The organism is Hydrogenophaga soli, assembly GCF_054777695.1.
The window spans coordinates 343140-362961 of the sequence record NZ_BAAHAK010000003.1 but is presented as its reverse complement, the minus strand read 5'-3'; the positions used below and the strand labels follow the sequence as shown (position 1 = coordinate 362961).

General features: G+C 67.0%; 25 protein-coding genes. 9 read left to right on the top strand and 16 right to left on the bottom strand.

The features are described from left to right. Nucleotides 1-203: 203 nt before the first annotated feature. The 4 genes from ACYVB7_RS07555 to ACYVB7_RS07540 all read left to right on the top strand — a co-directional run bounded on the left by ACYVB7_RS07555 (nt 204) and on the right by ACYVB7_RS07540 (nt 2738). A complete protein-coding gene (locus ACYVB7_RS07555) occupies nt 204-536 on the top strand; it encodes an ArsR/SmtB family transcription factor (protein ID WP_460506124.1) in 333 nt (110 codons plus the stop codon). A gap of 9 nt (nt 537-545) precedes the next feature. Further along, nucleotides 546-1028 (top strand): SRPBCC family protein, encoded by a 483-nt coding sequence (locus ACYVB7_RS07550; RefSeq protein WP_460506123.1) that lies wholly within the window; start codon nt 546-548, stop codon nt 1026-1028. A 103-nt stretch (nt 1029-1131) separates the two neighbouring features. Continuing rightward, nucleotides 1132-1485, top strand: coding sequence for a YciI family protein (locus ACYVB7_RS07545; RefSeq protein ID WP_460506122.1), 354 nt, complete (start codon nt 1132-1134; stop codon nt 1483-1485). Further along, nucleotides 1482-2738 carry an RNA polymerase sigma factor gene (locus ACYVB7_RS07540; protein WP_460506121.1) on the top strand — a complete coding sequence of 419 codons (1257 nt, stop codon included), beginning with the start codon at nt 1482-1484 and terminating at the stop codon, nt 2736-2738. The genes ACYVB7_RS07545 and ACYVB7_RS07540 overlap by 4 nt, the downstream gene beginning before the upstream one ends. A gap of 12 nt (nt 2739-2750) precedes the next feature. Here the strand turns inward: ACYVB7_RS07540 and ACYVB7_RS07535 are convergent, their stop codons facing one another. From ACYVB7_RS07535 to ACYVB7_RS07520, 4 genes are read right to left on the bottom strand one after another with little or no spacing between them, the layout of a single operon-like run. Continuing rightward, nucleotides 2751-3734 carry a catalase family protein gene (locus tag ACYVB7_RS07535; protein ID WP_460506120.1) on the bottom strand — a complete coding sequence of 328 codons (984 nt, stop codon included), beginning with the start codon at nt 3732-3734 and terminating at the stop codon, nt 2751-2753. 12 nt (nt 3735-3746) lie between these two features. Next, complete coding sequence (locus ACYVB7_RS07530) at nt 3747-4175, bottom strand: organic hydroperoxide resistance protein (RefSeq protein WP_460506119.1); 429 nt, start codon at nt 4173-4175, stop codon at nt 3747-3749. A 35-nt stretch (nt 4176-4210) separates the two neighbouring features. Further along, nucleotides 4211-4567 (bottom strand): DUF1304 domain-containing protein, encoded by a 357-nt coding sequence (locus ACYVB7_RS07525; protein WP_460506118.1) that lies wholly within the window; start codon nt 4565-4567, stop codon nt 4211-4213. Next, nucleotides 4564-5052 (bottom strand): MarR family winged helix-turn-helix transcriptional regulator, encoded by a 489-nt coding sequence (locus tag ACYVB7_RS07520; protein WP_460506117.1) that lies wholly within the window; start codon nt 5050-5052, stop codon nt 4564-4566. The genes ACYVB7_RS07525 and ACYVB7_RS07520 overlap by 4 nt, the downstream gene beginning before the upstream one ends. 99 nt (nt 5053-5151) lie before the next feature. Here ACYVB7_RS07520 and yaaA point away from each other — a divergent pair, with 99 nt between their 5' ends. The 4 genes from yaaA to queF are packed head-to-tail and all read left to right on the top strand — an operon-like array spanning nt 5152 to nt 8756. Next, nucleotides 5152-5934, top strand: a complete 783-nt coding sequence (gene yaaA, locus ACYVB7_RS07515; protein WP_460506116.1) for a YaaA family protein — start codon at nt 5152-5154, stop codon at nt 5932-5934. Between the two features lie 42 nt (nt 5935-5976). Further along, nucleotides 5977-6939, top strand: a complete 963-nt coding sequence (locus tag ACYVB7_RS07510; RefSeq protein WP_460506115.1) for a prolyl 4-hydroxylase family protein — start codon at nt 5977-5979, stop codon at nt 6937-6939. 52 nt (nt 6940-6991) lie between these two features. Beyond that, nucleotides 6992-7894, top strand: coding sequence for an alpha/beta fold hydrolase (locus tag ACYVB7_RS07505; RefSeq protein ID WP_460506114.1), 903 nt, complete (start codon nt 6992-6994; stop codon nt 7892-7894). A 7-nt stretch (nt 7895-7901) separates the two neighbouring features. Further along, nucleotides 7902-8756 carry an NADPH-dependent 7-cyano-7-deazaguanine reductase QueF gene (gene queF, locus ACYVB7_RS07500; protein WP_460506113.1) on the top strand — a complete coding sequence of 285 codons (855 nt, stop codon included), beginning with the start codon at nt 7902-7904 and terminating at the stop codon, nt 8754-8756. Nucleotides 8757-8829: 73 nt separating this feature from the next. Here queF and ACYVB7_RS07495 read toward each other — a convergent pair whose 3' ends face one another. The 3 genes from ACYVB7_RS07495 to ACYVB7_RS07485 form a co-directional block, all read right to left on the bottom strand. Beyond that, on the bottom strand, nt 8830-10371 hold the full coding sequence (locus ACYVB7_RS07495; protein WP_460506111.1) for a methyl-accepting chemotaxis protein: 1542 nt from the start codon (nt 10369-10371) through the stop codon (nt 8830-8832). A gap of 193 nt (nt 10372-10564) precedes the next feature. After that, on the bottom strand, nt 10565-12106 hold the full coding sequence (locus ACYVB7_RS07490; protein WP_460506110.1) for a methyl-accepting chemotaxis protein: 1542 nt from the start codon (nt 12104-12106) through the stop codon (nt 10565-10567). Between the two features lie 108 nt (nt 12107-12214). Continuing rightward, nucleotides 12215-12460 (bottom strand): helix-turn-helix domain-containing protein, encoded by a 246-nt coding sequence (locus ACYVB7_RS07485; protein WP_460506109.1) that lies wholly within the window; start codon nt 12458-12460, stop codon nt 12215-12217. Between the two features lie 322 nt (nt 12461-12782). On the opposite strand from ACYVB7_RS07485, the gene ACYVB7_RS07480 reads away from it, so the two are divergent. After that, on the top strand, nt 12783-14024 hold the full coding sequence (locus tag ACYVB7_RS07480; protein ID WP_460506108.1) for a GGDEF domain-containing protein: 1242 nt from the start codon (nt 12783-12785) through the stop codon (nt 14022-14024). On the opposite strand, the gene ACYVB7_RS07475 is transcribed toward ACYVB7_RS07480, so the two are convergent. The 9 genes from ACYVB7_RS07475 to nifX form a co-directional block, all read right to left on the bottom strand. Further along, nucleotides 14011-15108, bottom strand: coding sequence for a histone deacetylase family protein (locus tag ACYVB7_RS07475; RefSeq protein ID WP_460506107.1), 1098 nt, complete (start codon nt 15106-15108; stop codon nt 14011-14013). The two genes, ACYVB7_RS07480 and ACYVB7_RS07475, sit on opposite strands and share 14 nt — an antisense overlap. 16 nt (nt 15109-15124) lie before the next feature. Beyond that, nucleotides 15125-15985 carry a Clp protease/crotonase-like domain-containing protein gene (locus tag ACYVB7_RS07470; protein WP_460506106.1) on the bottom strand — a complete coding sequence of 287 codons (861 nt, stop codon included), beginning with the start codon at nt 15983-15985 and terminating at the stop codon, nt 15125-15127. 755 nt (nt 15986-16740) lie between these two features. Then, the gene (locus ACYVB7_RS07465) at nt 16741-16974 is read right to left on the bottom strand and encodes an FmdB family zinc ribbon protein (RefSeq protein WP_460506105.1); all 234 of its coding nucleotides are present in this window, start codon (nt 16972-16974) and stop codon (nt 16741-16743) included. Nucleotides 16975-16990: 16 nt separating this feature from the next. Next, a complete protein-coding gene (locus ACYVB7_RS07460) occupies nt 16991-17713 on the bottom strand; it encodes a YkgJ family cysteine cluster protein (RefSeq protein WP_460506104.1) in 723 nt (240 codons plus the stop codon). Next, nucleotides 17703-18389 carry a nitrogen fixation protein NifQ gene (locus ACYVB7_RS07455; protein WP_460506103.1) on the bottom strand — a complete coding sequence of 229 codons (687 nt, stop codon included), beginning with the start codon at nt 18387-18389 and terminating at the stop codon, nt 17703-17705. The genes ACYVB7_RS07460 and ACYVB7_RS07455 overlap by 11 nt, the downstream gene beginning before the upstream one ends. Beyond that, nucleotides 18359-18667, bottom strand: coding sequence for a nif-specific ferredoxin III (fdxB, locus tag ACYVB7_RS07450; protein ID WP_460506102.1), 309 nt, complete (start codon nt 18665-18667; stop codon nt 18359-18361). The genes ACYVB7_RS07455 and fdxB overlap by 31 nt, the downstream gene beginning before the upstream one ends. Before the next feature lie 18 nt (nt 18668-18685). After that, nucleotides 18686-18895, bottom strand: coding sequence for a CCE_0567 family metalloprotein (locus ACYVB7_RS07445; RefSeq protein ID WP_460506101.1), 210 nt, complete (start codon nt 18893-18895; stop codon nt 18686-18688). A gap of 3 nt (nt 18896-18898) precedes the next feature. After that, nucleotides 18899-19396, bottom strand: a complete 498-nt coding sequence (locus ACYVB7_RS07440) for a NifX-associated nitrogen fixation protein (RefSeq protein WP_460506100.1) — start codon at nt 19394-19396, stop codon at nt 18899-18901. Next, nucleotides 19389-19805: a nitrogen fixation protein NifX gene (gene nifX, locus ACYVB7_RS07435; RefSeq protein ID WP_460506099.1), complete on the bottom strand. Its 417-nt coding sequence runs from the start codon at nt 19803-19805 to the stop codon at nt 19389-19391. The genes ACYVB7_RS07440 and nifX overlap by 8 nt, the downstream gene beginning before the upstream one ends. Nucleotides 19806-19822 lie beyond the last annotated feature (17 nt).

Genomic DNA, 19822 nt, shown 5'->3' with positions numbered 1-19822 from the left:
ATGGGGATGGGGATGGGGATGGGGTGCTATTTATTTTGTAGCTGTTTGCGCTTTCATATAAAGCGCTTGATGCCATTTTGTTTTGTTTTTTCAGGGCGCATGGTCCGGCCCTGAGGTGTCCGAGAAGTGCCTGAACGGCACCTGGGCTTGACGGATGGGGGCCTTTTGGTAATCATTCGCTTACGGTAATTGATTGCTAACCCATGGTCGATGTTTCCCCCTCCCTGCAGGCCCGCCGCTTTGCCGCGTTGGGCGACCCCACCCGGCTGGAGGTCTTCCATCGGCTCTCGCGCACCCCGTTGTCGGTGGCCGAGCTGGCGTTGCAGCTGCCCGTCAGCCGCCCGGCGGTGTCGCAGCACCTCAAGGTGCTGTCCGACGTGGGGCTGGTGACGTTCGACGCCGTGGGAACCCGCAACGTCTACCGCCCCAACAGCGACACCGTCGCGTCGATGCGAGACTTCCTGGGCAGCCTCTGGGATGTGGGCCTGGCCCGCTTCCAGTCAGCAGCCGAGGCGGCCGCCAAACCCCAGCCCTGAAAGACCCCCATGAACCGATCCTTCGCAGAGCCTGTTGTGGTTCGCAAAACCCTCACCGTCAAAGCCCCGCAGGCCAAGGCGTTTGACGTGTTCACCGCCCGCATGGAGACCTGGTGGCCCATGGCCACCCACAAAATAGGGCAGGCACCCTGTGCCCATGTGGTGGTGGAGCCGCGGGCGGGTGGCCGCTGGTTCGAGCGTGGCACCGACGGCGTGGAATGCGACTGGGGGCGGGTGTTGACCTGGGCGCCGCCCGAGCGGGTGGTGCTGGCGTGGCAACTCACCAGCCGCTGGGCTTTTGCCCCCACGCTGATGACCGAAGTCGAGGTCCAATTCAAGGCGTTGGACGCTCAGACCACCCAGGTGACCTTGGAGCACCGCGGTCTGGAGGCCTACGGTGCCGATGCCCAGCTCATGCGCGACACATTGGGGTCGCCCAACGGCTGGCCCGGCATGCTGGATCACTATGCCGACGTGGTGGTCAACGCCTGATCGACCCCGGATGTCGATGGGCGGCCGGCTGAGACGTCATGGGGGTGGACGGTGCCGCGCGGTGTGGTGCTGCCCTTCTTTTCAGCCCTGACAGGAGTTGCACATGCAATACACGTTGCTCATTCACGAAACCGAAGACGGCTTTTCCGCCCGCACCGACCCACAGCGGCAGGCGGACTACTGGTCGGGCACCTTGCACTACCTCCAGGCCCTCAAAGACGCAGGGGTGTGGGTGGGTGGCGCGGGTCTTCAACCCCCCGAAACCGCCACCATCCTCAAACGCCAGGGCCACACCCTGACGGTGGAGGATGGGCCGTTCGTGGCCACCAAAGAGCAGTTGGGGGGCTACTTCATCATCAACGTGCCAGACCTGGATGCGGCCTTGCAATGGGCCTCCCGCTTTCCGGCGCGCCCCGACGTGGTGGTGGAAGTGCGCCCGAACCTGCCCACCGAATGAGCGTCCCGCGCTCGGATGCCCGCATCCTCGGCCCTGTGGCCCGGGTGGTCGAGGCCACCGTCAGGCGGTCGTCACGCCGCCTGGTGGCGTTGCTGGCTGTGCGCACGCGCGACGTGGCCGCCGCGGAAGATGCGTTGAGCGGTGCCGTGCTCAAGGCGTTGCAAACCTGGACCGATGCGTCGCTGCCGGACAACCCCGAGGCGTGGCTGTTGACGGTGGCGCGGCGGCAGGTTCTGGATGCGCAACGCCACGACCAGGTGTGCACCGAGGCCGAAGCCACGCTGCTGACCTTGGCCCCCACCCCATCGGACCCGGGGATGGGACAGGCGTCGTTTGTGGACGAGCGGATCAAGCTGCTGTTTGTGTGCGCCCATCCCGCCATCGACGCTTCCATGCGCACGCCCTTGATGCTTCAGGTGGTGCTGGGGGTGGATGTGGCGCAGATGGCTGCGGTGTTCCTGACCAGCCCGGCGGCGCTGGCCCAGCGGCTCGTGCGCGCCAAGGCCAGGATTCGGGACAGCGGCATGGTGTTTGAAGTGCCGCCCGCGGCGGCATTGCCCGAGCGCCTGCCGCCGGTGCTGGATGCCATTTACGCAGCCTTTGCGTGCGGGTGGGATGCGCTGCCCACCGACGAGCCCGGACCATCGCTGGAAACCCAGGCCCTGGAGCTGGCGGCCATGGTGAGTGCCACCTTGCCTCACCAGGCCGAGGCGGCTGGGCTGTGGGCCTTGCTGCTGTGCATCCACGCCCGGGCACCTGCCCGGTGGGGGGCGTCGGGCGACCGCTTTGTGCCGCTGAATGAGCAGGATGTGCAACGGTGGGACACGGCGCTGCTGACGCAGGCGGATCGGGTGCTGCGGCATGCCGCGTCGCTGGGCACTTTGGGCCGCTACCAACTGGAAGCGGCCATCCAGCAAACCCATGTGCACCTTCGTTTGCAGGGGCGGTCAAGCAGTCCCGAGTTGTTGGCCTTGTACGAGGGGCTGGCGGTGGTCGCCCCCTCGGTGGGGGCCACGCTGGCGCATTGGGCGGCTGTGGCCGACCAGGAGGGGGCCGCCAAGGCCCTGGCCCGCATGGAGGCCTCGGGTCTGTCCTCCCGGTTGGTCAGCCACCAGCCGTATTGGGCACTCCAGGCGGAGCTGCTTCGGCGGCTTCATCGTCCTGCCCAAGCCCGTCAGGCTTACGAGCGGGCCATGGCCCTCAGCGCAGATGCTCGCGTCCGTGCCTACCTGGAGGCTCGCAGCCAGGGGTGACAGCCGGGCGGGTCAGGCCGCCCCACGCCCCTTCTGGCTCTGGAAATACACCACCTTGCGGGCCCGCATCACCTCGCCCAGGGGGCGGTGGGCGGCCAGGGCGGCCCAGGGGTCGAACACGGCGGCTTCGACGGTTTTGGCCAGTTCGGTGTCGGGGCTGGCCACCTGCCGCGGCAGGGTCAGGGTGGCCACCTCGGTGTAGGGCGACAGCCATTCGATGCTGGCGTCCTCAATCGGCGTGAGCTTGTCGTTCAGGTAAGGCTGCAAGTCCAGCGCGTAGTACAAGGGGCGGGTGGCCAGGCGTTTGGCCATGTCCAGGCCCCAGCTTTGGGCGTCGGTGTCGGGGGCGCCGTGGTCGCCGGTGGGGCGCAGCCGCACCCGCACGGCGTAGGGGCCGCAGGCGATGGGGGCGGCGCTGTAAAACGCCTGGTGCGCAAAACCCGCAAACGGCTGGCCCATGCTCTTGATGAGGCCCAGCATGCGGGCGGTGCCCGCCAGAAAGCCGTGGTGGCGGATCAGGTGCTTGAGCAGGGCCGCAGGCCCCTGGGTGGCGGCCATGACCACGTCCACAAACTCCACGCTGGTGGCAAAGCCGAAGTTGGAGCGGTTGATGAGCGCAAAACACTGCACGTTGGTGGGGCCGTGGCCCAGGGCGCTGTCGCCGTGCACGCCGTGCACCGCCAGCGAAAAGCCCCGGATGTCGGGCTTGCGGTCGGGGGCGCGGTCCATGCCGCCGTTGGACAGGCGCACCACCGTGCGGTAGGTGTTGGGTTGGGCAAACAGGCCGTGGCGGGCAAAGTCGGGCAGGTTGTCGGCCACGCTGAGCAGGCCTTCGATGGCCAGCACCTGTTTGCGGTGCAAGGCCCGCCCCTCACCCTGTTTGGCCGATTTGCGCTGCTGCAACTCGGCAAAGCGCTGGGCGTAACCTGCGAAGCGTTGGGCTTCGTCAGGGCTGACCACTTCGGTCCATTGGGTGCTGGGGGTTGGGGCTTGCATGGGGGGCCTCGATCAGGCGAGTTCGATCACCACGTCAATGTTGCCACGGGTGGCGTTGGAATAGGGACACACCTGGTGGGCGGTGTCCACCAGCTTCTGGGCCACAGCACGGTCCATGCCGGGCACGCTGACCACCAGCTTGGCATTGATGCCAAAGCCCTGGGGGATGGGGCCGATGCCCACCGAGGCGGTGATGGCGGTGTCGGCGGGCAACGGCAGCTTTTGCATGGCGGCCACGTGTTTCATGGCGCCGATGAAGCAGGCGGAGTAACCGGCGGCAAACAGCTGCTCGGGGTTGGTGGCACCGCCGGGGCCGCCCAGTTCCTTGGGGGGGGACAGCTTGACGTCCAGCAGGCCGTCGCTGGACACCGAGCGGCCGTCGCGGCCTCCGGTGCTGGTGGCCACGGCGGTGTAGAGCACTTTGTCGAGAGAGGTGGGCATGGTGAGTCCTTGGAAGGTCAGGGGGTGGAAAACGCTCAGGCCAGCAGCACGGCGGCCAGGGTGATGAGGCCGGGAATGCCTTGGATGAACAGGATTTTTTTGCTGGAGGTGGCGGCACCGTACACACCGGCCACCACGATGCAGCCCAGGAAGAACAGCTTGATGGCCGTGCCCGCCGGGCCCAGGGCCAAGCCCCAGATCAGGCCCGCCGCCAGAAACCCGTTGTACAGGCCCTGGTTGGCGGCCAGCACCTTGGTGGCCTTGGCGAATTCGGGCGCGAGGCCGAAGGCCTTGTGGCCTTTGGGCGTGTCCCACCAGAACATTTCCAGCACCAGGATGTACAGGTGCAGGGCCGCCATCAAGGCGGTGAGGATGTTGGCCACAAGGGTCATGAAGCGTCTCCTGGGTGGGTGGGTTGAAATGGTTGGCTGGCCTGTGCTGCCAGCAGGCGGTCGCGCAGGGCGTGCAGGTCCTGGGTCAGGCGAACCAGTTCGCTGGCGCTGCACGCAATGGTTTTCAGCATGCGGCCCGGGATGCAGGCGGCTTTTTGTTTCAGGGCATGCCCTTCGGGCGTGAGGACGATGTGCACCCGCCGCTCGTCTTCGGTGCTGCGCTGGCGCTGCACCCAACCCGCGGCTTCCATGCGCTTGAGCAGGGGGGTGAGGGTGCCGCTGTCCAGGAACAGGCGTTCGCCCAGCTCGGACACGGGCAGGTCGTCACGCTCCCACAACACCAGCAGCACCAGGTACTGGGGGTAGGTCAAGCCCAGTTCACCCAGCACCGGCTTGTAGGCCTTGGTCATGGCCAGGGATGCCGAGTACGCGGCAAAACACAGCTGGTGTTCCAGGCGAAGGGCGGGGGTGGCATCGGTGGGCATGGTCTGAATTATACGCAATTCAATTGCGTGCAATATAAATTTCAAGCAGCCCCGTGGATGGCGGAAAGGCGGTGTGCAGGTGCGTGACAAAATCCGCGCATGCTGTTCCTGATCTCCCCCGCCAAGGCCCTGGACTACGACACCCCGCCCGTCACGGCCACGCACACGCAGCCGCTGTTCGTGCCGCAGGCGGCCGAGCTGATCGAGGTGCTGCGGCAAAAGAGCCCGCAGGACATTGCCAGCCTCATGGGCCTGAGCGATGCGCTGGCCGGTCTCAACGTGGGGCGCTACCAGGCGTGGCAACCCCGCTTCACCCCGGCCAACGCCAAGCAGGCGGTGCTCGCCTTCAATGGCGACGTGTACGAAGGGCTGGACGCCAAGACCCTGCCCGAGGCCGATCTGGCCTGGGCGCAGGCGCACCTGTGCATCCTCAGTGGCCTGTACGGCGTGCTGCGCCCGCTGGACCTGATGCAGCCCTACCGCCTGGAAATGGGCACCCGGCTGGCGACGGCGCGGGGCAAGAACCTGTACCAGTTCTGGGGCGAGCGCATTGCGCAGTACCTGAACGAGCGCGCCCGCGCCGATGCCACACCAGTGGTCATCAACCTGGCCAGCGAGGAGTACTTCAAGTCGGTGGACCGCAAGGTGCTGCAACCCCGGGTGGTGAACTGTGTGTTCGAAGAACACCGCGGCGGCGGGCAGTACAAGGTGATCAGCTTCATGGCCAAGCGGGCCCGGGGGCTGATGGTGCGTTACGCCGTGCAGCACCGGGCGCAGCGCCCTGAGGACCTGCTGGGTTTTGACCTGGAAGGCTACGCCCACCAGCCCGCACTCTCCACGCCCGACACCCTGGTGTTCCGTCGCGACCGCGTCGGCACCTGACCGTTTCCGTTTCTATTCCTCACCCTGCCCAGGAGCCCAGCCATGGCCCAGACCATCACCCCCGAGTTGCGCCAGTGGATCGTTGACCAAGTGCAGGCGGGGTGCAGTCCCGAATCGGTGCTGCAATCCATGCGCGACGCGGGCTGGCAGGAGAGCGTGGCCCTGCTGGCGCTGGAAACCACCCTCACCAACCACCTGAAGCAGCAGGGCGTGAACGTCGATGCCGTGCTGGCGGCCCAGACGCTGGACGAGGTTCAGGCCGCGGTGGCCCAGGTGCCCGCCCAGCCACAGGTGGCCGCCGCAGACCCACACCCCAGCGACGCCGGGCGGCACATGGCACGCGCCCACAAGCGGGTTCCGGAGCCCAACCTCAGCGGCTCACCCCGCCAGATCGACCTGGGTGACCGCGTGGTGGACGTGCTGCTGTCGGTGGCCCGCCCCCGGGTGGTGGTGTTCGGCAACTTCCTCAGCGCTGAAGAGTGCGATGGCCTGATTGCCCTGGCGCGGCCCCGCATGGCCCGTTCCCTCACGGTGGAAAACAACACGGGGGGCGAAGCCGTCAACGCCGACCGCACCAGCAACGGCATGTTCTTTCGCCGGGGCGAGTCCGAGCTGATCACCCGCATCGAAGCCCGCATCGCCCGCCTGACCCACTGGCCGGTGGAAAACGGCGAGGGCGTGCAGGTGCTCAACTACAAGGTGGGGGCGGAGTACAAGCCGCACTACGACTACTTCGACCCCGCCGCCCCCGGCACCCCCACCATCCTCAAGCGGGGTGGGCAGCGCGTGGGCACGCTGGTCATGTACCTCAACAACCCCGAGCAGGGCGGCGGAACCACCTTCCCCGACGCGGGCCTGGAGGTCTGTCCTCAGAAGGGCCATGCGGTGTTCTTCAGCTACGAACGCGCCCACCCCTCCAGCCAGACCTTGCATGGCGGCGCGCCGGTCATTGCCGGCGAAAAGTGGGTGGCCACCAAGTGGATGCGCGAGCGCGAGTTCGCCTGATGGCTTTAAGGAAAAATGGCATCCAGCGCTTTTTCTGGTTGAACTGTCTGCTATGAAAATAAGAGCAAATGGCTTGCAGTTCGACGTGCAGGTGGACGAGCCACTGCCCACGCCGTCCGCGCCCGGGCAAGCGTCCACCGTGCTGCTCACCATGGGCCTGGGGATGCAATGGGTGGCCTGGCCCGAGCCGTTTGTGGACGCCTTGCGCCGCGCAGGCCACCGGGTGGTGCGATACGACAACCGGGACATCGGCCTGTCGTCCCACCTGGACGACCTGGGCCAGCCCAACATGCCCTGGCAGTTCGTCAAGCACAAGCTGGGTTTCACCCCCACCCACCCCTACACCCTGCAGGACATGGCGCAGGATGCGCTGGGCATCCTCGACGCACTGGGCGTGGACCGCGCCCACCTGATCGGCGTGAGCATGGGCGGCATGATTTCCCAGCGCATGGCCGCCACCGCGCCGCAGCGCGTGCGCAGCCTGACCAGCGTGATGAGCAGCAGCGGTGCACCGGGTCTGCCTGGCCCCACCGCCGCCGTGTCCAAGGCCATGCTGCAACGCCCCGCCAGCCTGGACCCGCAAGACATCGTCGCCCAAACCCTGGCCCTGTTCCGCGTGATTGGCAGCCCCGCTTACCCGCAAGACGCCGCCCACCTGCGCGAGCGCCTGCTGGCCGGGGTGCTGCGCAGCTACCACCCCCAAGGTGTGGTGCGCCAGACGCTGGCGGTGGTGGCCGACACCGATCGCCACACGCTGCTGCCCCGCATCACCTGCCCCACGCTGGTCATCCACGGCACGGCCGATCCGCTGGTGCCCATGGCCTGTGGTGAAGACACGGCCCCGCGCATTCCCGGGGCGCGTTTCCATGCCATTGCCGGCATGGGGCACGACTGGCCGCCTGCCCTCATCCCCCAATGGCTGGACCTGATCCTGCCGCACCTGGCCAATGCCTGAGCCTCGCATGAACCACCCCACCCCCGAACAGTCGCAGCTGGGCAAGACCAGTGCCTACGCCGACCGCTACAACCCCAGCCTGCTGTTTCCGCTGCCCCGCGCACCCAAGCGCGAAGAGGTGGGCATCCACGGCAGCCTGCCGTTTCTGGGCGCTGATTTGTGGATGGGTTACGAGCTGAGTTGGCTCAACCCCAAGGGCAAGCCGCAGGTGGCCATTGCGCTGTTCACGGTGCCGGCGGAAACGCCCCACATCATCGAGAGCAAGAGCTTCAAGCTCTACCTCAACAGCTTCAACAACACCGTGTTTGCCGACGCCGACGCGGTGCGCCACACCCTGCGCACCGACCTCACCGAAGCCGCCTGGCGCGGCGCCCCTGCCGTGATGGCCAGCGTGGGGGTGCAACTGCTGCTGCCCGAGCAGTTCGACCAGCAACCCATCCATGAGCTGGACGGCCTGAGCCTGGACCGGCTGGACGTGGAATGCAGCCGCTACACCCCCGCGCCCGAGCTGCTGACCGCGGCGTTTGACGAGCAGCCGGTGACCGAAACCCTCACCAGCCACCTGCTCAAAAGCAACTGCCTGGTGACCGGCCAGCCCGACTGGGGCAGCGTGCAGATCAGCTACAGCGGCCCGCAGATCGACCAGGCCGGGCTGTTGCAGTACATCGTGAGTTTTCGCAACCACAACGAGTTCCACGAGCAGTGTGTGGAACGCATGTTTGTGGACATCTGGAACCGCTGCAAACCCACCAAACTGACGGTGTACGCCCGCTACACCCGCCGGGGTGGGCTGGACATCAGCCCCTGGCGCACCAGCCACCCGCAGCCCGTGCCCCCGCACATCCGCACCGCCCGCCAGTGAGGTGCCGCGGGGTGAGGTGCAGCGGGCACCCGTGCCCGTGCCTGTGCGACGGGTGGGCTGCCTGGGAGGGCGGTCAGAGCTTGAACAACGACACCGACTGACGCAGCGATTCGCTGCCTTCGCTCAAGCTCTGAGCCGAGGCCGTGGCCTGCTCCACCATGGCGGCGTTTTGCTGCGTCACCTGGTCGAGCTGGTCAATGGCCATGTTGATCTGGGCCAGGCCTTCCGACTGTTCGGCGGCGGCGGTGCGGATTTCATCAACCAGCGTGGCCACGGTGCGCACCTCCTTCACCACGTCATCGATGGTGCGGCTGGCGCCCTGCATTTGTTTCACCCCGCCGTCCACCTGCTGCACCGAGGTCTGGATGAGGTCGCGGATTTCCCCGGCTGCAGACGCGCTGCGCTGCGCCAGGGCTCGCACCTCTCCCGCCACCACCGCAAACCCGCGCCCATGTTCTCCCGCCCGCGCCGCTTCCACGGCGGCGTTGAGGGCCAGGATGTTGGTCTGGAAGGCAATGCCTTCGATGACCTCGATGATTTCGCTCATGCGGTTGGACGACTGGGCAATGGCCTTCATGGCGCCCTCCACCTCATGGATGGCGTGCTGCCCACTGGCGGCCACCTCGGTGCTGTGGTGCGTCTGGTTGGCCATGGTGGTGGCGTTGGCCGAGGTGTGGTGCACGGTGGCCGTCATCTGTTCCATGGACGCGGCGGTTTCCTGCAGGCTGCTGGCCTGGGATTCGGTGCGCTCGCTCAGGTCCAGGCTGGCGGCGGCAATCTCGTGTGCTCCGAACGAAAAACCATCCACCTCGGTGCGCACGTCGCTGATGACGGCGCGCAGGTTCACCTGGATCTGGCTCAGGTTGCGCATCAGGCTGGCCACCGGCTCGGCACCACTGACGGTCACCCCTTGCGTGAGGTTGCAGGCCGCCAGGTTGCGGGCCACCTGGGTGGCCTCCTGCAGCGGCAGGGTCACGGAGGCGCGGAACCAGGCCATCACCCCCATCAGCCCCAGCGCCAGACCGCCCAGCTCCACCGCGGTGGCCAGCGGACCCGCGGCCATCAGGCGATGGGACTGGCTCACCAGCGCGGTCAGCACCAGCAGCAGTGCCATCCGGGTGTCGGCACGGAGCAGGTTCCAGCGGTCCAGCAGCCCTGGCAGGCCGTGCCGCTGCACCTGCCCACGGCGCAGCACAATGCCTGACTGGCCTTGGTTCATGCGGGCGTACAAGGCCTCGGCCGCCTGGACCTGCTGGCGTGTGGGCTTGGTGCGCACCGACAGGTAACCCGTGGGCTTGCCGTTTTCGATGATGGGCGTGACGTTGGCCTGCACCCAGTAGTGGTCGCCGTTCTTGCGGCGGTTCTTGACCAGGCCAGTCCAGGGGTGGCCGTTGCCGATGGTGCGCCACAGGTCGCGGAAGGCCTCGGCGGGCATGTCCGGGTGGCGAACCAGGTTGTGCGGCTGGCCGATGAGTTCGGCCTGGGTGTAGCCGCTGGTTTCAATGAAGGCCCGGTTGCAGTGGGTGATGTGGCCTTTGGTGTCCGTGCTGGACACCAGCATTTCATGGGCAGGGTAGTCATACTCCTGCTGAGTCACGGGTTGGTTGTTGCGCAACGATGCATCCCTCAGTTGTTTGAAACCTCCGATGCGCCGTGCTCTGGCTCTGAAGAAGGGGCGGCTACATCGAAGTGCCGCATTCTTCTTGATCTAAATTAAAGGTCATTCATTTTTTTTGAATCTCTCGGCAGAATTGAGGTTTTGTTGCGAAATGGGTACAGGTGGAGGGTATGAGGCCGCACATTCGGGCTCACAGCTTGAACACTGCCACCGAACGGCGCAGGCTTTCGCTGCCCGTGCTCAAGGCATGGGCAGCATCGTTGGTTTGCTCCACCATGGCGGCGTTTTGTTGGGTCACATGGTCCAGCTGATCCACTGCGCTGTTGATCTGGGACAGCCCTTCCGACTGTTCCTGGGCCGCGTGCTGGATTTCCTCCACCAGGGTCGAGACGGCCTGCACCTCGTGCACCACGTCGTCGATGGTGTGGCTGGCCCCTTGCATTTGGCGCACCCCATCGCTGACTTGGTGGACCGAGGTCTGGATGAGCTCCCTGATTTCCTTGGCCGCGCTGGCGCTGCGTTGCGCCAGCCCCCGGACTTCGCTGGCCACCACCGCAAACCCACGGCCTTGGTCCCCGGCGCGGGCGGCTTCCACGGCGGCGTTGAGGGCCAGGATGTTGGTCTGGAACGCAATGCCTTCAATGGTGGCAATGATTTCGCTCATGCGGGACGAAGAGCGTTCGATGCCGGTCATGGCGTTCTCCACGTCGCGGATGGCGCGCTGGCCGCTGGCCGCCACCTGGGTGCTGCGCTGGGTCTGGTGGGCCATGGCCTGGGCGTTGGCCGATGTCTGCTGAACCGTGGCCGTGATCTCTTCCATGGACGCCGCCGTTTCCTCCAGGCTGCTGGCCTGGGTTTCGGTGCGCTCGCTCAGGTCCTGGCTGGCATTGGCGATGTCGTGGGCGGAGCGTGAAAAGCCGTCCACCTCGGTGCGCACGTCGCTGATGACGGCGCGCAGGTTGACCTGGATTTGCGACAGGCTGCGCATCAGGCTGGCCAGCGGTTCGGGGCCGGCCACCTGAATGCCTTGGGTGAGGTTGCAGGCGGCCACGTCGCGGGCGCGTTGGTCTGCGTGGCGCAAAGGCCCGGACACGCTGGCGCGAAACCAGAACATGACGGCCACTGCCCCCAGCAGCTGAAGTGCCCACTCCAAGGCCCCCGCCCAGGGACCGTGTCCGATCAGGCTGGGCACATGGCCCACCAGCAACACCACCGTCAGCAGCAGACCCAACCTGAGGTCGGCGGAGCTGTGCTGCCACCGATCCCACGCGCCCGCCCATCCGCTGCGCTGGATGTGGCCCCGGTGAAGGCCCAGCCCGGATTCCCCCTGGTTGATGCGGGCGTACAAGGCTTCGGCCGCCTGGACCTGCTGGCGCGTGGGTTTGGTGCGCACCGACAGGTAGCCCGTGGGTTTGCCGTTGTCCATGATGGGGGTGACGTTGGCCTGCACCCAGTAGTGGTCGCCGTTCTTGCGGCGGTTCTTGACCAGGCCGGTCCAGGGGTGGCCGTTGCCGATGGTGCGCCACAGGTCACGGAAGGCTTCGGCGGGCATGTCCGGGTGGCGGATCAGGTTGTGCGGCTGGCCGATGAGTTCGTCGTAGGTGTAGCCACTGACCTCGACAAACGCGTGGTTGCAGTGGGTGATGTGGCCTTTGGTGTCTGTGCTGGAGACCAGCATTTCATGGGCAGGGTAGTCGTGCTCCTGCTGCGTGACGGGCTGGTTGTTGCGCATGGTGCCTCCGGTGTTGTGCGGCCTCAGAGTCCGATCAGACACCCGATGGGCGCAAGCGCGCACTGATGCGGGTCAACAAATGGGTGCAGTCACCGGCGGGGTGTGGGGTCAGCCGCGCTTTTGTGCGTCGTGCGCTCGCCGTTGGGCCAGGGCCCGGGGGGAGGTGCTGGACATCCACGCCTGGACCGAATCGGGCGAGATCCGCCGGTGCCCCCCAGGGGTCTTCCACGCTTGCAGGTCGCCGCGGTCCACCATCAGTTGCACCGTCCGCACCGTGACCCCCAGCATGTGCGCCACCTGACGCGTGGACAGGGGTTCCGCCGGGGCGATTGAGGTTGAAAGTGATTTCTGCATTTAGCAAATATATCAGTTTTATCGTATTTTGGTGTTTCTGGGTGGGCTTGCGCTGAGTCAAGGTTTGGTGACATGGCGCTGAGGTCCGCACGGAAGTGCCGTGGCTGATGCCCGGTTTGAATGACGTGTTGCAAAACCGACTCCTACAATACGCAATCGTTGGTCGTTGTGGGATGCTGCTTTTCGGTTCAGACACGAGGGCAGCTGCTGGCGGGGGACGTTGCATGTCGAGGTTCTGTGTCGAGAGAGGGGTTTTTCAGCCCACAGGTGTGCACAGGGGTCATGCTCTGATTTGCTGCCCAAGTGAATGAAGCGCGCAGCCATGATCTTTGGACGAAACACCAACGCCGAAGCGTTGGACACTTTTCCCGCCTCGGAAGGCATCCCCGATTTCGGTGAGTCCTCTCAGCAGCTCTCCTCCATGCAGGTGGGTCGCCGGGTGGGCGACGTGGCCGGCGGCAAAGCCATGTCCAAGGACGCCAAACGTCTCAAAGCGCTGGCCCGCATGGCGGCGCTCTACGTGGGGGCGTTGGGGGTGTTCTGGGGCCTGGGGCTCATGAGCCTGGTCACCTGGGGCGCCATCGCACTGGCGGTGCTGGGGGTGTGTGGGGGATTGATGCTGGTGGCCAGCTACAGCGCTGCGTCGGTGCAAGACCGGTTGCTGGGTGCCCCCATGGTGGGCTGCATGCTCGCCGTCATGCTGCTGGGTTGCCACCTGGCGCCGATCACCCAGATCCTGATGGGTCCCTTCGCCTTTCTGGCGTTGACCCAAGGCATTTTCACGGCCAGCCGTCGGCCCTTGCTGCAAGTCACGGCGGTGTTTCTGCTGGCGTATGCGGTGTTGGCCGGGGTGGAGTACCTGAAATCGGGCAACCAGGCCCTGGTCATGCTGCAAGGCATGCATGTGCTGGCGCTGCTGGTCACGCTGCCGCTGTTCATCTTGCAGATGGGGCGGGTGCAGGACGTGTACCGCAGCCTCTACCGCACGCGGCGCAAGATGAAGAACATCCAGGAAGAAGCCCAGCGCGATCCGCTGACCGGCTGCTTCAACCGCCAGCACGTGCTGGCCGCGCTGGAAGAGCAGAAGCTGTTGGCCGACGAATTGGGTTACCCCCTGTGCCTGGCGGTGCTGGACATCGACCACTTCAAACACATCAACGACACCCTGGGCCACCTGGGGGGCGACCAGGTGCTGCGGGACTTCGGTCGCATTGCCGCTCGGAATGTCCGCACCGAAGAAGTGCTGGGGCGTTATGGCGGCGAAGAATTCCTGCTGATTTTCCCCATGTCACCGCTGCTGCCGGCCTTGAACGTGTGTGAACGCATCCGCGAGCAGGTGGAGGCCCATGGGTGGGACCGCCAGCTGAACCGGGCGGTCACCGTGTCCATCGGGGTCACGCAGTATGTGGAAGGTGAGTCGGTGCTGGAATTTTTTGCCCGCGCCGACGGGGCCATGTACCTGGCCAAGGAAGGGGGGCGCAACCAGGTGGTGGTGCAGGAGCCGGTGCGCCCGCCACCGCAGCAGGCCATCCCGGCCAGCGCGAACGCGTTCAGCGCGTCCTGACGGCGCTGCCGAAACCTTCCAGCACGTTGAGGGCGTTCACGCCCACCTCGGCCACCGCGTAGCCGCCCTCGAAGGTGAACACCGTGGGCAGCCCCAGGCTGGCCAGGGCCTGCCCCACGGCCACGAAGTTGGCGCTGGTCAGGCGGAAGCCGGAAATCGGGTCGCCCACAAAGGTGTCCAGGCCCATGGGCACCACCAGCGCCTGGGCGTCGAACGCCCGCACCCGCTCCAGCGCTTGCGCCAGCGCGGCACGCCAGGTGGCGAAATCGGTGCCGCGGGGCAAGGGCAGGTTGAGGTTGAAGCCCGTGCCTTCACCCGCCCCGGTTTCGTCGGCATGGCCCAGGAAGAAGGGGTATTCGGTGGCCGGGTCGCCGTGCACGGACACGGTGAACACGTCGGCCCGCTCGTAGAAGATGGTTTGTGTGCCGTTGCCGTGGTGGTAGTCGATGTCCAGCACCGCCACCCGCTGGGCACCGCCGTCGCGCAGCGCCTGTGCCGCCACCGCGGCGTTGTTGAGGAAGCAATAGCCCCCCATGAAATCCGGCCCCGCGTGGTGGCCGGGTGGGCGGGTCAGAGCCAGGGCGCTGGGCTGGGCCTCTTGCCCGGTGCGGGACAACACCGATTCGGTGGCGGCCAGCGCACAGGCGGCACCGGCACGGGCGGCGGCCCAGCTGCCCGCCATCAGTGGGGTGCCCGAGTCGAAGGCGTAGCGCCCCAGGCGGGCGGCAAAGTTCTGCGGCAGGCGGTCGGTTCGAAAGCCGTGGCGGGCGGGCAGGGGCCAGACCGAGGGCAGGGCGTCGCGCTGGGCGTTGGTGGGGTCCATGGCCACCCATTCGTCCCAGGCCCCGGCCAGGAAGGCCAGGTAGTCCGGCGCGTGGATGCGGCCCAGCACCTGCTGCAAGCGGGCGTCAAAGGCCGCGTCGTCCAGCGGCGGGGTGGCCAGCGGGCCTTGGGGGCGGCGCTGCCACTCGTCCAGCACAAAGTTCAGGCGGTCAGGGACCTCGTGGCACGGCACCATGCGGCCGCGGAACATTTCTTCATGCCCGACATGCTGGGCGTGCAGGGGGTTGTGAAAGGCGTGCATGGGCGGGAGTGTCGCATCAGCCCAGCTCGGTGAAGCGCTGCAGCGGGTCCAGCGGCGGGAACTGCCCGGCCCGCTTGGCCTGCAGGGCGGTGATGGACTCGCGCACGTTGGCGTTGCTCCACACCGCGCCCTGCAGCCAGCCCATCTGGCGCAGGCTGTCTTCCACCGAGTGGTCGCGGGCGTAGTGCAGGGCCTGCTTGGTGCCCCAGATGGCCACGGGCGGCTTGCTGGCAATCTCTCGGGCGCATTGCAAGGCCGCTTCCAGCGTGGCCTGGGGGGTGTCGAACACTTGGTTCACCAGCCCGTGCGCCTGGGCCTGGGCCGCGGGCAGGCGGCGGCCGGTGTAGGCCAGCTCCTTCACCACCGCCAACGGCATGAGCTTGGGCAGGCGTTGCAGCGTGCCCACGTCGGCCACCATGCCGATGTTGATTTCCTGGATGCAGAAGAACGCCTCGGCCGACGCGTAGCGGATGCAGGCGGCGGTGACCATGTCCACCGCGCCACCGATGCAGCCGCCCTGGATGGCGCAGATCACCGGGATGCGCAGGGCCTCCAGCTGGGAGAAGGTGGCCTGCATGTCGGTCAGCAGGTCGAAGATGGCGGCGCGGCCTTCGGCACGGTCGTCGCCCATCTGAACGGCACCGGAAAACGTCTCCAGCGCCATGCCCGCACTGAAGTGTTTGCCCGTGCTGCTGATGACCAGCGCCCGCGCCTGGCCCGCGCGGTGCAGGTGGGTGAGCACCTCGTCCAGCTCGCGCCAGAAGGTGGGGTGCATGGTGTTGAGGGCATCGGGACGGTTCAGCACCAGGTGGGCCACGTGGTGGTTGTCGGCGCGGGCGTCGTCCAGGGTGAAGCAGGTGCGGGTGGGTGGGGTCATGGCGGCATCATGCCGCGGCGGAGCGGGCTGGCAAGGGGTGGGTGTCGCGCAGTGGGCAGGTAGGGGGTCGGGCGGCCCCAGGGGGCGGGAGCGCGGGGCTCGGCGGTGGGGCTTGGGGGCTTGAATGCTTGCCCCGCCCGGTGGGCGGGGTTCCCTGTGATGCTCGGGTGGCGGGAGCGTCGCGGAACTCACGCCGCTTTGCTGCGCAAAGCTCTGTTCAAACAACCGCGACGAGTCAGATGACGAAGCACGCTGCGCGTGCCTCCCGCCCCCCTGCGCTTCTCGGCTGCGCATGTGAGCCCCCACGCCCCACCGCCGGGCCCCGCGCTCCCGCCCCCTGGGGCCACCCGTGGGTTGCGTGGGACATCTCAAGCAAAAAGTGCCTCTGGCGCTTTATATGAAAGCGCAAGAAGCTATCAAAAGCGTAGTGGCGTGCACCACGCGGCCAAGCCCTGGGTTTGCCCCTGGTGGTGAACCAACAGCACTTCAGCGGGGTGGGGTGGGTGGGCTGTGGGGTGGGGGCCTTCGCCGGGGGCGAGGCGCACAGACCGTGGGGCGGGGTGCGCGCCAGCGCACCTTCCACCTCTGACTGGTCGCGGCTGTTTGAACGGAGTTTTGCCCAGGGCAAAACGCAGTGAGTTCCGCGACACCGCCCCACGGTCGAGCACCGCAGCGAAGTCCGCAAAGCGGACCCCGGCGAGGCACCCACCCCACAGCCCACCCGCCCCACCCCGCCGCGAGGACGAGCGCGCCCGTCAGCCCGCCCCGCTGAACGGACACCCCCCATGCGAACCCGGTGCCGCACACCCCCCGCAAGGCGACGCGGGCAGGGCCATGGGGCCGGTGCTGTCACTGGGTTTGGCGGGCACCGACAACAGCTTGTTCAAGGTGGTGGCGTGGCATTGCGGGCACTCGGGCACGGTGTCCGAGCGGACCAGGGCTTCAAACTCGTGGCCGCAAGCGGCACAGGCGTATTCGTAAATGGGCATGTTGGATGGAAAGCGATCACAGCGCGTTCAGCCACTGTGCCATGGCGGGGCGTTGTTCGTCATCGATGGCCGATGCCGACAGGGGGTCTTCACCCTGCAGCCAGCGTGGGGCGGCCTCGGCTTGGTCCAGGGCCAGCACCGTGGCGTGGTTGAGCTCGTGCGAGCCCCAGGCCAGTCCCTCGGCCCGCAGCGCCGCCAACAAGGCCGACTGCACCACCAGCCTCACCGCCCGGTGCGGCCCCGAGAAGGGGATGCTGACGCGCTGGCCCGCCGCGGCGGATTCGCAGGCGCTGCGGTCGTGGGAGGCATGGCCCCGGCAGGCCAGCGGGCGCACGCGGTGGATGGCGCACACCCCGTCGAGGATGAACGGGCAGCGCGTGCGCTGGGCCACGCGCTGGGCTTCGTCCAGGCCGCGGGTGGTGGTGTCGGCCTGGCGCAGGGCGGCAATCAGGTCGATGCCGTGCGCTTGCCAGGCGGCGTGGGTGGTTCGCAGGTAGTGGGCGATCACCAGCACCTCGGGCGTGCTGGCGCTGACCCGCAGGGTGCAGCAGCTGGGGCAGCCCTTGCGGCAGGCAATGGGGGCCTGGCCTTCGGCCTGGATGGCCACGTTGCCCTCAAAACTGTCCCAGGCCTGCACCAGCACGGGTGTGGGGTCGCCCGCGGTGCGCAGGGTGTGGCGGAAGGCGGACTTGAGGTCGCGGCACAGCGCTTCGGGGCCGAGGGGCGGTTCAGCGGTCATGGTGCGAGGTGGCGGTCCACGGCGTGGTTTGGGCGGTTTCCGGCCCGAAGCACAGGGGGTGGTCGGAACAGGTCTGGCAGCTGGGCGACTTGCAGATGAACAGGTTTTCCCGCTCGCACAGCTGTTTGTAGAGGAATTTCTTCCACTTCATGTGGGCCACGTTGCGCGCCGCCAGCGTGGGGAACCAGTCGTGCATCAACTGGCTGAGTTCGGCGCGGGAGGGCAGGTGCAGGTCCTGCCACAGGTGGTTGGGCTCCAGGCAGGCGAAGGCCAGCGCCCAGGCCAGGTCTTCGGCGTGGGCGTGGGTCGCATGGGGCGTGTGAATGGGGCTGCTGGTGGCCGGGCGGGTGTGGGCGGTCAGCAGGGCCACCAGGTCGTCAATCTCGTCGGCGCGGGCTTCGGTGCTGGGGGCTGCGGCCAGGGCCTCCCAGTCCAGTCCCAGCACGGCGCCTGCCCCGGGGAACCAGCGGGCCAGCAGGGCTTGGGTGTGGGCGACATCGCGCCCGGGCAGGGGCAACTGGTGCAGGCCGTGGCGCTCGAAGCGGGTGCTGAGCACCCCGGCCAGGGCCTGGGTGGCGGGGTCGGTGGGGTGGCGGGCGCAGGCCAGCAGCGCACGGGACAGGTCGGCCCCGGTGCGCGGCAGGTTCAGGCCGGGGCTGCGGCGTGGGTGTAGCACTTTTTGGGGCAGATGCGGGAACAGGCGGTGCAGCCGATGCACAACTCCTGGTGGGCCAGGGTCATGACCTTGCGCTCGTATTCGTCGTCGTCATCGTCGTCTTCGTCCACGTGAATGAATTCGCCGTCTTCGTTCACGCCCATCAGTTCCAGCACGCCGCGGGGGCAGACCTTGTAGCAGCGGCCACAGCCAATGCATTTTTCCTGGTCGAGCGACGAGACGAAGGTGGGTGTCCAGGTGGCCCCGCTGGGCAGGGTGACTTCGAAATGGGTGCTCATGGTGGGGGTCCTTGGGGCTCAGGAGGCGGCTGTGGCGGCTGCCGCGGCGGCCTTGCGGGCCTCCATCAGCGCGGCGTGGGCGTCGTGGCAGCGTTGGGCCACGGCCAGGATGTTTTCCCAGTTCGTGGGCAGCTCTTCGGACAGGTCGTGCAGGTCCATCTTGGCCTGGGTGGCCTGGGCGTTGAGCTTGCGCAGCTTGGTTTTGAGTTCGTCGGCGTCGGTGCTCATGGGTCAGTTTCCGTAGTTTGCGACGTCGGGGTAGGTGCGGATCATGGTGATGGCCTCGTCCAGGAACTTGCCGCCCGCTTCGGCCAGCTTGGCCAGCGAGGTGAAGCCGAAGCGGTGCACGTCGCGCAGCTGTTTGTTCACCACCACCAGCCGTCCGGCAATGAGCACCATGCGGCCAAAGCCTTCGTGGCTCATCTTCATCATGGGCGAGACCATCTGGCTGGTTTCGCGCTCGATGGCCACGGCAATGGCGTTGTAGAAGATCTCCAGGTGCCACAGGGTTTCGGGGTCGGGGTCTCCCATGATGGGGATGGCCCGCCGCTCTTCCGGCGTGTGCAGGTAGGGCTTGAGGATTTGCAGGTCGCTCTTGCTGTCCCAGGTGCCGTGGGTGTCCTGGGCACGCAGTTGCTTGACGAGCTGCTGCACAAAGGGCGTGGCCAGCAGGGCGTCGTCGGTCGGGGTGTCGGTGGCGGGGGCCACGGCGGTGTCAGTCTCAGCCATGCTGGGCTTCTCCTTCGTCTTCAAAGTCGAACGTGCGTTCCTGGTCTTTGGCCAGGGCCTTGCGCAGCCACGGGGGCGGGGTGCCTTGCAGCACCGCTTGCAGCTTGTCCAGGATGTCGGCAATGGCCTCGGGCTGTGGCACCTTGATGGGGTGGATCTTCAGCGCCACCACCCGGGCCGCGCCCGAGCCGCCAATGGCCGCCACGTAGACGATGGCGCAGTCTTTGATGGCCTCCAGCTTGGGGGCCAGCTTGTCCTCGTCGCCGTCTTCTTCCAGCTTGTCGCCAAACTCGAAGCTGTCCACCAGTTGGTGGCCCTGGGGCGTGACCTCGTAGACCACGATGCTTTTGGCCCAGCCAAAGTGGGCGTTGACGCTGACCTTGTCCTGGGTGGTGAAGGCGACTTTCATGGGGCGCTCCTGGGGTT